10 protein-coding genes, 1 rRNA gene and 1 pseudogene are annotated in these 12,371 nt (G+C 33.0%); all 12 read right to left on the bottom strand.

Annotated elements, in window-relative coordinates; translation table 4 throughout:
* Positions 1-45: 45 nt before the first annotated feature.
* Positions 46-408, bottom strand: a pseudogene (rplQ, locus tag NPA07_RS01900) (50S ribosomal protein L17); the annotation flags it as partial.
* On the bottom strand, positions 408-1,421 hold the full coding sequence (locus tag NPA07_RS01895; protein ID WP_126117918.1) for a DNA-directed RNA polymerase subunit alpha: 1,014 nt from the start codon (positions 1,419-1,421) through the stop codon (positions 408-410). The pseudogene rplQ and the gene NPA07_RS01895, both read right to left, overlap by 1 nt.
* Positions 1,422-1,440: 19 nt before the next feature.
* A complete protein-coding gene (gene rpsK / locus NPA07_RS01890; RefSeq protein ID WP_126117919.1) occupies positions 1,441-1,827 on the bottom strand; it encodes a 30S ribosomal protein S11 in 387 nt (128 codons plus the stop codon).
* A gap of 22 nt (positions 1,828-1,849) precedes the next feature.
* Positions 1,850-2,218: a 30S ribosomal protein S13 gene (gene rpsM / locus NPA07_RS01885; protein WP_126117920.1), complete on the bottom strand. Its 369-nt coding sequence runs from the start codon at positions 2,216-2,218 to the stop codon at positions 1,850-1,852.
* Between the two features lie 12 nt (positions 2,219-2,230).
* Entirely contained in the window at positions 2,231-2,344 is a 114-nt protein-coding gene (gene rpmJ / locus NPA07_RS01880; RefSeq protein ID WP_126117921.1) for a 50S ribosomal protein L36, read from the bottom strand.
* A 17-nt stretch (positions 2,345-2,361) separates the two neighbouring features.
* Entirely contained in the window at positions 2,362-2,577 is a 216-nt protein-coding gene (gene infA / locus NPA07_RS01875; protein WP_126117922.1) for a translation initiation factor IF-1, read from the bottom strand.
* Positions 2,578-3,327: a type I methionyl aminopeptidase gene (gene map / locus NPA07_RS01870; protein WP_126117923.1), complete on the bottom strand. Its 750-nt coding sequence runs from the start codon at positions 3,325-3,327 to the stop codon at positions 2,578-2,580. It lies immediately after the preceding gene.
* Between the two features lie 21 nt (positions 3,328-3,348).
* Positions 3,349-4,014, bottom strand: a complete 666-nt coding sequence (locus NPA07_RS01865) for an adenylate kinase family protein (protein WP_126117924.1) — start codon at positions 4,012-4,014, stop codon at positions 3,349-3,351.
* Complete coding sequence (secY, locus tag NPA07_RS01860) at positions 4,008-5,507, bottom strand: preprotein translocase subunit SecY (RefSeq protein WP_126117925.1); 1,500 nt, start codon at positions 5,505-5,507, stop codon at positions 4,008-4,010. Before secY ends, NPA07_RS01865 begins: the two co-directional genes overlap by 7 nt.
* A gap of 310 nt (positions 5,508-5,817) precedes the next feature.
* The gene (locus tag NPA07_RS01855; RefSeq protein ID WP_126117926.1) at positions 5,818-7,104 is read right to left on the bottom strand and encodes an IS30 family transposase; all 1,287 of its coding nucleotides are present in this window, start codon (positions 7,102-7,104) and stop codon (positions 5,818-5,820) included.
* Between the two features lie 367 nt (positions 7,105-7,471).
* The gene (locus tag NPA07_RS01850) at positions 7,472-9,139 is read right to left on the bottom strand and encodes an IS1634 family transposase (RefSeq protein ID WP_126117927.1); all 1,668 of its coding nucleotides are present in this window, start codon (positions 9,137-9,139) and stop codon (positions 7,472-7,474) included.
* Positions 9,140-9,352: 213 nt separating this feature from the next.
* Positions 9,353-12,228 (bottom strand): 23S ribosomal RNA (locus NPA07_RS01845).
* Between the last annotated feature and the right edge of the window lie 143 nt (positions 12,229-12,371).

The raw sequence follows: 12,371 nt of genomic DNA, 5'->3' as shown, positions 1-12,371 counted from the left end.
TTTTGATGTTTTTTCCATTTTACTTGTTTTAACTTTTTCACCTTTAACTAATTCGATAATAGCCATAGGTGCATTATCTCCAGCACGTGAAACTAATTTATAAATACGCGTATATCCACCATTACGATTCATGTAGCTTGGAGCAATTTCTTCAAATAAAATTTTTAAAACATCTTTTTTGCTTTCATTATTAACAATTGTGCGTAAGAAACTAGCGGCAATACGACGATTTGCTAATGTTGGGTTTTTTGCCTTTGTAATTAATTTTTCTGCATGACGACGTAATTCCTTAGCACGTGTAAGTGTTGTAGTCAAACGTCCATGTAAAAATAGTTCACTAACTAAGGTACGAATAACACCTTTTCTTCATTTAGTATCACGACTATAAATTTGTGTTGGATTAGCCATTATTCTTCTCCTTTACTTAGTTCATATCCATATTCTTTTATACGTTGTTGAATTTCGTCAAGTGATTTACGACCAAGATTTTTAACTTGTTCTAATTCTTCAAGAGACATCTCTGCAACTTGAGAAATTTTTGTCTTGCCTATTCTCTTAAGTGCATTAAGTGAACGGACAGAAAGATTTAATGAATTAATGTCTACATCATTGTCATTAACTTCTAATGTTTGTTCACTTTCCTCAGCAAATACATTTACTTTCATTTCATCAACATTACCAATTAATTTAAAGTGTCCAACTAGGATTTCACATGCTTGTTGTAAAGCACTCTTTGGATCAACAGTTCCATCAGTTTGGAACGAAAATGTCAATTTTTCTTCAATTTTGTTTGATGATGAGTTTAATTCCTCAACTGTATAATTAACCTTTTCAATTGGACTAAAATTACTATCAGTAGCAATAAAAATTCCGTTTTTAATTTTCGATTCCATTCTTGTTGTAATTGATGAATTATTTAGAAGTTTTTTATTTTCTTCATTAGAAATAAATCCACGCCCTGGCTTTAAATATAATTCAATATTTAATTTGTGTTTTCCGCTTGCAGATAAGTGTGCAATCTCTAATGATTTATTTAAAATTTCAATACTTGAATTATTAACTTCTAACAACCTTGAAGTAACTTCCCCTGGTTGATCAGCTTTTAGTGTTACTTTAATAATTTCATCATCCCTAACAAATTCTGGATTATATTGAAATCTTACTTTTCTTAAATTCATAATAATTGTGGCAACATCTTCAACACAACCATCAACTACTTGGAATTCATGATTAACATCTTCAATTTTAACAGCAAAAAGTGCTAATGATGTTATATTTGAAAGTAAAATACGACGTAGGGCAACACCTAATGTTTGGCCCATACCACGTTCAAGTGGTTGAAGAGTAAATGTAGTTACATTTGAAGTTGAATTATTTAATTTAGTAACCTTTTGGTACTCTAATTTTGTCATCTTTTCCATAGTTATTCAACTCCTTTAATTATTTTTTAGCTTCACGTTTAAGAATACGTTTTGGAGGTCTTGTTCCATTATGTGGAACTGGTGTAACATCTTTAATTTCAGTTACTGTGATACCTGCAACTTCAATTTGTTTTCTAGCTGCATCTTTACCTGCACCTAAACCTTTTAGTTGAACTTTTACACTTTTAATACCATGCTCTTTTGCAGCTTCAGCAACAGCTTGTGCAGCTAAACCTGCTGCATAAGGAGTTTTTTTCTTGGTTCCTTTGTACCCAATAGCACCAGAAGAACTTCATGCAATAACATTTCCTTTTTCGTCAGCAAAGGTAACAATAGTATTTTGATTTGTTGAGTGAATGTGTGCTACACCATTTGTTATATTTTTCTTTTTGGTTTTTCTAGCCATAATTAATTCCTCTTCCTATCTATTATTTAGATTTTTTACCTGCAACTGTTTTACGAGGACCTTTACGTGTACGAGCATTCTTTTGTGTACATTGACCTCTAACAGGTAAGCCTTTTCTGTGACGAATACCACGGTAGCACTTAATTTCCATTAAACGCTTAATGTTTAAGCTTGTTTCACGACGAAGATCACCTTCAGTTGTGTATTCTTTTGCTACTTCACGAATTGCACTTAATTGTTCTTCTGATAAATCTTTAACTCTAAGATTTTCATTAATCTTAGCCTTGGCACAAATTTCTTGTGCACGAGTTCTTCCTATTCCATAAATGTATGTTAATGATATAACAACACGTTTATTATTAGGAATTTCAATATTTAAAATTCTAGCCATTTAATTCCTCTTTTATCCTTGTCTTTGTTTGTGTTTTGGCAATAAGCAAATTACCCTAATAATTCCCTTACGTTTAATAATGCGACAATCTTTACACATTTTTTTAACACTTGCTCTAACTTTCATAATATCTCCTTATTAATCTATTTGTGACGATAAGTTATTCGCCCTAAAGATAAATTGTAAGGACTAATTTCAACATCGACAGTATCACCAGGCAAAATACGAATGTGATTAACTCGCATTTTTCCTGAAATGTGAGCCTTGATGACCATTCCGTTTTCAAGTTCAACATCATATTCATCTGTTGAATAAGCTTCCTTAACAATTGCTTTCATTTTAATTGCGTCTTTTGCCATTTAGATTCCTTTCGTTAATATAACACCTTTACCATTTTTGATTAAAACAGTGTGCTCATAGTGTGCAGCATTTAAACCACTAGCACTTACAACGGTTCATTTGTCACTCTTTACCTTTACTTTTGCATTTTTTTGCAAAATCATTGGCTCAATACAAATTACCATTCCATCTTTTAATAAAGGTCCAGTTCCAGCATGACCATCATTAAAAATATATGGATCTTCGTGGACCTCGCGACCAATTCCATGTCCACTATATTGTCTAGGTGTATATAAATTATTTTGCCTTATAACCTTACCAATAGCAGCACTTACATCACCAACTCTTGCTCCAGGTTTAATTGCCTCGAGACCAGCATAAAATGACTCTTGTGCTACTTTAATTATTTTTTTATCACTATCACTGATATTACCAACACCTTTTGTGAAGGCACTATCACTCTTCATTCCTTTGTAATCACATCCTATGTCAACTTTTACTATATCGCCATCTTTAATAATGTAATCACTTGGAATTCCATGGATCAATTCTTCATTCACCGAGATGCAACAGGTTGCGGGAAAACCGTATAAACCTTTAAAAGCTGGTCGAGCATCTCTTTTGACTATTTCATTAAAAGCGATTGAATCCACTTCTTTTAATGAAACCCCTGGTCTTACAAAGTCATAAACAATTTTTTTAACTTCTGCCAGGATTTTGCAGCTTTGAGTAATATTAATAATTTCTTGTTCATTTTTAATAGTTATCATAAGTCTGCTACTTTCTACATATTATTTACTTTTAAATTTTGATAATGATTCAACTACATTTTTAGCAATTGATTCAGGTTCGCTAATAGCATCAAATGTCAATAGCAAATTATTCTCTTTATAATAATTAAGCAATGGAGCTGTCTGATCGTGATAAACTTTTTGACGAACTTTAATAGCTTCAATTGAGTCATCTTTTCTCAAGATTAATTCGCTACCACACTTGTCACAATCTTTGCCTTTCTTTGATGGCATAAAGTCAATGTGAAAACTTGCCTTACAATTTTGGCATTGTCTACGGCCATTTAATCTTTTTAAAATAACTTCTTCTGGCGCACTTAATTCTAATGCAACATATTTAAAATTAGGAATACTATTCAAAAAATTAACTTGTTCAATAGTTCTAGGATAACCATCAAGCATTATTATCTTTTTTTCGTTCATTAATGCTTGAATCTTATTCTTAACAATTTCATTTGTGATACTATCTGGAACATATTGACCACTTTCAACAATTTTCTTAACCTGTAAACCAAGATCACTTTGAGATGCAATTTCTTCTCGAAATATATTGCCAGTTGAAACATGAACTAAACCATATTTTTGAGATATAAGAGCAGCAACAGTACCTTTACCAACTCCTGGTGGTCCCATAAAAACGACATGTTGGGTAACTTTATTTATCATAATAAACCATCTCCATTTTTGTATTTGTCATAATCTTTTGATTGATTATCAACTTTTTGATCGTCTGAAGCAAAAGGATCATTTTCTTCATATTTGTTTTGGAAATTAATCACTTCTGCCGCTTCTTTTGAAAGACGTTTTTGTTTAGCAAGATGCTGACTTTTGCGTCTTGCAAGAAATTGTTGAATAGTTTCAAGAGCAACAGAAACTAAAATCATCATACCTGTTCCACCAAAACTTACAATAGCAGGTATATTTAAACCTAAAATCATAATATATTGAAATGAAGCTAAAAAAACTAAATAGAAACCACTAAATGTACAAAGTCTTAAAACAATCCCTATTAAGTAATCTTCAGTTTCTTCGCCAGGTCTAAGTCCTGGAATAAAAGTAGAATTTTTAGCAAAGTCTTCTGAAATTTTATCAATCTTTGATTGTTGAAGTCCAATTACATAACTGAAAAAGAATGTAATTAGAATTAACAATGACAATCCTAGCGGTTGTCTAAATTGCATATTAGCTTCAATTCATAATTTTCCTGAATTTCCACTTGGTAAAATTCTTGCAATCATAATTGGAAAACTTACTAGCATAGAAGCAAAAATTATTGGCATAATTCCACCTGGGTTTAACTTAATTGGTAACTTACCCATTTCATTGATATTTCTACTTCTGCCAGCTCCTATTTGTTGAATTGGAATATGTCTTTCAGCATTATAAACTAATGTAATAATAAATAATAATCCAAAGTAAACAAATAAATAAGTTAAGAATTTTAATGCTCCAACAAAAATTGCTGTTGTGCTCTCGCTACCGACAAACAAACTGAATGCACCTTTAAATTGAGTAGGTAATTGGAATGCAATACCAACAAAAATAATTAAACTTGTTCCATTTCCTAAGCCTTTGTCTGTTATTTGTTCAGCTATAAACAATGAAAACAATGAACCAGCAATTAAAATTAACGGTAAAACAAAAAAAGTTGTAACACCTGGGTGAAACGCTTTTATTGGATTAAAAATGATAAAAGGATTATCACCTGCACCAAGCGATTTTGTTAATAGGATAGCTTGAGGAAAAGCGATTATTAATGTTAATATTCTAGTAATAATGTTTAGTTTTCTACGACCTTGTGGACCACTTTGACTAAGTTTTTGAATTGGTGGAAAAAGCTTGGTTTGCAAAAGAGACATTATTAAACTTGCATTAATAAATGGACTAATACCCAATGCAACCAATGAAAAATTTTTAAGACCCCCACCACCAACAAGGTTAAGAGTATTTAAAAAAGGGTCATCATTAATGTTTGTATTAGCTAAATTTACAAATGGTGCCTTAATTGTTGTCATTAAGATATAAATTGACAATAACAATAACGTATATAATAATTTTTTTGTTATTTCTTTTGTACTTCAAAATAGTATTCACTTATTTTTGAAAGTATAAAAAAACTTAGAAATTTTGAAACCTGTATTTGCAAAAAAGTTCTTCATTTAACGTGCCCTCCTTTCCTCATTTTTCCCTTATTATAAAATTCTTTATTATTATATAATAAAACACTCATTTTTATAGTAAATGAGCAAATAATTTTATCTTGCAAATTATAAAAGTGAAGTGCCTATAAATATTAATGTAAAAAAATTATACGATTTTCCAGAAGAAACAATGCAAATAATGAATAAATGCACGACAAAAAATGTTTTATTCGCATAAAACAATATTTTAATTCTAAGTAAAGAATGAAGAAGGGGGAAGGGAGGTAACGGGGGTATACCCCCGCGCGGCGTCTTTTTTGCTTTTGTTTTAATCTTGTAGGAATAAGTTTGTTAGGTCAATATTTGTTTCTAGTTTATGAAATTCAATAGGACTCAAACCTGATGGATAATTAACTGCTGAGTATCTTTTAATTGAATTAATTCTAAACATAATATGTTGAACATCGCTATTAGTTAATGAGTTAAAACTCTTTCCTTTTGCAACAAAATATCTTATGAACTTATGCATATTTTCGATTGAACCTTTTTGATTTGATGCATAAGAATCGGTATGATATATTTGTCCTATACATTCAATTTCATCTAACCTGCGATTTTCAATTCCATTATCAATTGTTAATGAATCAATATGCAAGTTGTAACGCTTAATTAATCACAATAAACCTTCTTTTACTGATTTAGCATTACCTTTTACAAGAACAGCATATGCCATTCTTGTTTTACGATTTATCAATGTCAATAATCTTCAATAATCAATTCCAATTAAGCCAACAACTGTATCCATTTCATAGTCATTTGCATTCATTCTTTGATTAATACTTTCAGGTCTTAAATGTATTGATAAACCTGGGGTTTTTACTTTTGGTGTGCAAGTTTTTTTCTTTTTGTTTTGACCTTTTCCAACTGATTTATAGGGCAATATGTCTAAACTGACAATACCTGGGTTCTTTTGCAAGAATTTATAGAATGTTACTGGTTTCGGACAAAAGTCGCCTTCTTTCATAACTTTTTTAAACTCGTCAATAATAGTTCTAACAGACATTTTTATTGCTTTATTTTTACCGTCCTTACAGTTCTTATTCTTATTATAATTTTTAACTAATTTACTATAAAAAGTTAAGATTGGTACTCATTTTCTCTGTATTTTTTTACTTTCAAAATATGTACGAGAAAAAGCATAATTAGATATCTCATTAATAAATGGTACAGGATCTAAAATTTGTACAGTGGGGTTTTTCTTCTCACATATACTGCATATATATCTTGTTTTTCCTACTGGAAATTTAGGACCAGAATTTAACTTATTAAACAGTTTTCTAACTGTCTTTTTAGAACAGTTTAATTCATTGGCAATACTTGAAATATTATTGTGTCGTTTTATGATTTCGATGAATCTTAAAACCATAGAAACTGTAATTCTATTTGGGTTTTGTATATTTCTTTTTTCTGCATATCTCTTGATCGCATATTCAAGTAATAATTTGTCATAATTTACTTCATAATGTTTAGTTAATGAATAACCGAAATGATTCTTAATACCTCTAAATATTTGTTGATGTATACATGTAAAATCTTGATATTTTAAAATTAGCATATAATTAGTATGTTCCTTTCATTTGTATCATTAATATTTTACAGGAACTATAAAAAAGTGAAGTTTCGTTACTAGCGACACTTCACTTTTATAATTTTCAAATAATTTTATCTAAATTTCAATAGTACAAAGTATTAAAATTGTATATTTTACAAATAACTTATAATTTTTAAAAATTTTACTAATTAGCCTGTTTTATAGGCTTTTTAGTAAAATTTAATTAACTATTAGTATTTCGATTTAATAGATTAGTTCAAAGCAATTTAATTTTATTTTATTTGTAAATTTTATTATTTTTTTGTTTTCTAATTCATAAATGTTAATAATTACAACATAAACTCTACATAGTTTATACAACTAATAGGATTTAACTATATATTTCATTGATCAAAATAATAGATTCATTTATGAAATTTTCATCTAAATTAAAACATCTTAGAATTTCTTTTTGTTTTGTAGTTAATGCATATTTTTTTCTATATGTGTTTGAATGTTTAACAACTTTAATTTTTGATAATTCATTTAACAAAGTTATAACTGTTTCATTTGAACTACTGTTTAGTATTGTGTGGCACTTGTTTGTAAAATATGATCAAATTATTGTTGAAATAAAAACTAAGAATGTTCTAGATTCTATTGCTATGACATTACCTACATGTCTTTTTTCAAAACCTATATTAGATTTTAAAGCCATAAAAGTTTTTTCAATAACATCCCTGTTTCTATATGATTCTAAAACTTCTTCAACACTTAAATCAACATTTGAAATTAATGCATAATATCCTGCATTATCATATGCTCTTTGTCTTTCATTATCATTTGTATAAATAGTCTTAATATTGTCATTTTCATCAACAACAAAATCAAAATATTTTGAGTATGTGTTTATAATTCCATCATTAATTTTCTTAACATTTCTTAATTGGTTTTTGAATATTTGAATCTTATTATTGTATATTTCTCTCTCGAGTGAAGCCTTAACATCTGAATACATTAGATAAACAAAATATTCATTATTATCATCTATAAAAACTTTGGCTCTTGTTTTAACTCCAAAGCAGTTATGATCTTCTAAATATGTTTTTGATTTATTTGTAATTTGATGCTTATTATCATTAATGAGTTTTTTTAGTGTACTATAGTAATCTCTTGCCATTATTATAAATTCAAGTTTATTATCATTTAAATATTTGACGTTTTCGCCTGTAAAATAGCCTCTATCCATTACAAATCTTACATCTTTAAATTTATAGTCAAGGGCTTTTTGGAGCATTAATTCGCATTGGGTTTGATCTGTTATTGAACCTGGAAAAATATCATAAAATAATGGTAAACCCGATTTTTGTTCAAGTGCATATGCCAAGTTTATTTGTCTTAATTTTTCATCAATCTTTGCTTTTCCATATTCGCTCAAGTCAATTTTATTTGAATTTACATTGAAGTTTGTTGAGTCAATTGAAACCAAAATTTTATTTAAATCTAGTGAGCTATTATGCAATGATTCAGTTCATAATTTTAAGAATTCATTTATCTTTTTAGATGTTACTTCTTGATTTATTAATCTTGAAATTGTTGAGTTAGATGGCACATTTTCAAGATATGAAAAATTGTCAAATAGTCAATTTGAAAAATGCTGGTGTACACTTGTTCTTTCATTAACATAATAGATAGGTAAAGACTTAATTAAGTCTGATTTATCTTCGAAAATTTCATCAAGAATACGACTTATTCCAAGTTCATTCATAATATGTTGCATAACTAAAACCGACCCGACACTTATTGTGTCATCGTGTTCTCCTGGCTCACTAACTTGTACAGCATCAATTTCCCCGTAAAGTGAAAAATAATTGTCATTTGGATGCATTTTTGTTGGATCAACTTTTGATACTTTTCCGACTAAAACTCTATTTTCTCTTCGATATCTTTTACCAGGAATTGTCTCATAATCTTTAATGACATAATCAAACTCATTGCTATTTTGTTTTTTTATTTTTTTACCTTCTGGAAGGTCAACATGTAGATTAATATATAACATTTCATACTCCTTTTATAATTATAATAATAAACAATTTTTAGATTTATGGATTAAAAATAGACAAAATGATTATCTTACAGTTAGTATTATTTAGAAATAGGTTACCAAAACAAAAATTTCTCAAAAAATAAAAAAATGCCACTTCGTGACACATATTCTTTGAAAACTGAATAGTAATAATAATTCATTGAAATGTCTTAAATATACACTTCTACTTTTAAATCAATCGATTTATTAGTATTGGTCAGCTCAACGTATTACTACGCTTACACCTCCAACCTATCAACCTCATAGTCTATAAGGAATCTCAAGGGAATACTTATCTCTGAGGAGGCTTCCCACTTAGATGCTTTCAGCGGTTATCCTTTCCGTACTTAGCTACCCAGCTATGCTCCTGGCGGAACAACTGGAACACCAGTGGTACGTCCACTCCGGTCCTCTCGTACTAAGAGCGGCTCTCATCAATATTCCAACGCCCACATCAGATAGGGACCAAACTGTCTCACGACGTTTTGAACCCAGCTCGCGTACCGCTTTAATGGGCGAACAGCCCAACCCTTGGAACCGACTCCAGCTCCAGGATGCGATGAGCCGACATCGAGGTGCCAAACCTTGCCGTCGATGTGATCTCTTGGGCAAGATAAGCCTGTTATCCCCAGGGTAACTTTTATCCGTTGAGCGACTGCCATTCCACAATGTACAGCCGGATCACTAAGTCCTGCTTTCGCACCTGCTCGACTTGTAAGTCTCGCAGTCAAGCACACTTCTACCTTTGCGCTCTACATACGGTTTCTGACCGTACTGAGTGTACCTTTGAACGCCTCCGTTACTCTTTAGGAGGCGACCGCCCCAGTCAAACTACCCGTCACGCACTGTCCACCCGCCAGTAAAGGGCGGCATGTTAGAAACTCAATATACCAAGGGTGGTATTTCAAGGATGACTCCACAAGGACTAGCGTCCTCGCTTCAAAGTCTCCCACCTATCCTACACATGTTAGACCAAGTTCCAATACGAAACTGTAGTAAAGCTCCATGGGGTCTTTTCGTCTTGATGCGGGTACCCAGCGTTTTCACTGGGACCATAATTTCACCGAGTCTAGTGTTGAGACAGTTGAGAGATCATTGTGCCTTTCGTGCAGGTCAGTATTTAGCCGACAAGGAATTTCGCTACCTTAGGACCGTTATAGTTACGGCCGCCGTTCACCCGGGCTTCATTTCAACGCTTCGCGTAGAGCTAACGCATCCACTTAACCTTCGGGCACTGGGCAGGCTTCACCCCCTATACATCACCTTGCGGTTTAGCAGAGAGCTGTGTTTTTGATAAACAGTTGCCCCTCATAATTTACTGTGGCCTAAGTGTTACCTTAGGCGCCCCTTCTTGCGAACTTACGGGGTCATTTTGCAGAGTTCCTTAACACTAGTTTTCTCGCTCGCCTTAGAATACTCATCTAGGGGACGTGTGTCCGTTCTCGGTACAGGTTTCCATAATATTAAGTTTAGAAGCTTTTCTTGGAAGCATGGAATTGTTTAGTTTAGTTGCCCTGTGCATAACGCCTTCCGGTTATAGACTGCGGATTTGCCTATAGTCACCAGTCAACGCTTACCCCACAATCCAGTAAGTGGTAAAATTATCCTTCTCCGTCACTCCATCACTATTATAGAAAGTACAGGAATATTAACCTGTTGTCCATCGGCTACGCTTTTCAGCCTCGTCTTAGGTCCTGACTAACCCTGGGTGGACGAACCTTGCCCGGAAACCTTCCCAATAGGCGTCGTAGATTCTCACTACGAATCGTTACTCATACCGGCATTCTCACTTCCTAGTGCTCCACCAGTCCTCACGGTCTGACTTCATTGCCCTAGGAACGCTCCTCTAACGTACAGATGTACCCGCGGCTTCGGTATCGTGTTTTAGTCCCGTTAAATTGTTGGCGCAAGGTCTCTTGACTAGTGAGTTATTACGCACTCTTTAAAAGATGGTCGCTTCTGAGCCAACTTCCTAGTTGTTTATGAAACCTCACAACCTTTCTCACTTAACACGATTTTGGGACCTTAGCCGGCGATCTGGGTTGTTGCCCTCGCGAGCCGGGACGTTAGCACCTCGGTTCGACTGCATAGTAATACATAATGGTATTCGGAGTTTGATTATAGTCAGTACAATAGCGTCACGCCATTCCATATTCAGTGCTCTACCACCATTACTTAACACTACACGCTAGCCCTAAGTTTATTTCGAGGAGAACCAACTATCTCCAAGTTCGATTGGAATTTCTCCGCTATTCACAAGTCATCCGGGCACTTTTCAGCGTACTACGGTTCGGCCCTCCGCTTGGGGTTAGCCAAGTTTCAGCCTGCTCATGAATAGATCACATGGTTTCGGGTATATAACAACATACTAATTCGCCCTATTAAGACTCGATTTCTCTACTACCCGCTTTTTTCCGCTTAACCTCGCATGCTGTCATAACTCGCCGGTCCATACTGCAAGATGTACGCCATCACCCATAAACGGGCTCTGACTAATTGTAAGTAAGTGGTTTCAGAATCTATTTCACTCCCTCTCGGGGTTCTTTTCACCTTTCCCTCACGGTACTAGTTCACTATCGGTGTCTGATTAGTATTTAGCCTTACCGGGTGGTCCCGGCAGATTCAGACAGGGTTCCACGTGCCCCGCCCTACTCAGGATACGACCAGAAGACTTAATAATTTCACATACGGGGGTATCACCCTCTATGCCGCTTCTTCCCAAAAGCTTCTGCTATCATTAAGTTTTGTAACTTCATGTAGATCGTCCTACAACCCCCATTACTGGGTTTGGGCTCTTTCTCGTTCGCTCGCCGCTACTAAAGAAATCATTGTTTATTTTCTCTTCCTCTTGCTACTAAGATGTTTCAGTTCACAAGGTGTCTCGCTCAAGTTTCTATGTATTCAAAACATGGCAACTAGGCATTACCCTAATTAGGTTTCCCCATTCGGAAATCCCCGTTTCATAGCATATTTCCGACTCCACGAGGCTTATCGCAGGTAATCACGTCCTTCATCGACTTTCAGACCCAAGGCATCCACCACAAACTCTTCCTTATTTAAAAGTATTTTCCTATTGTTATAGTTTGTTATGATGTGTATTTTAAGACATTTCAATGAATCATAATAATATGATTTTTTCTCGATGAAATCAAAACAAATTAACCATTTAATTTAATTTTGATGTCGTTGTAAATATCAAAAATTT

The organism is Mycoplasmopsis caviae, from assembly GCF_024498215.1.
Classification (GTDB): Bacteria; Bacillota_I; Bacilli_A; order Mycoplasmatales; family Metamycoplasmataceae; genus Mycoplasmopsis; species Mycoplasmopsis caviae.
This window is presented reverse-complemented; position numbering and strand designations above follow the sequence as displayed.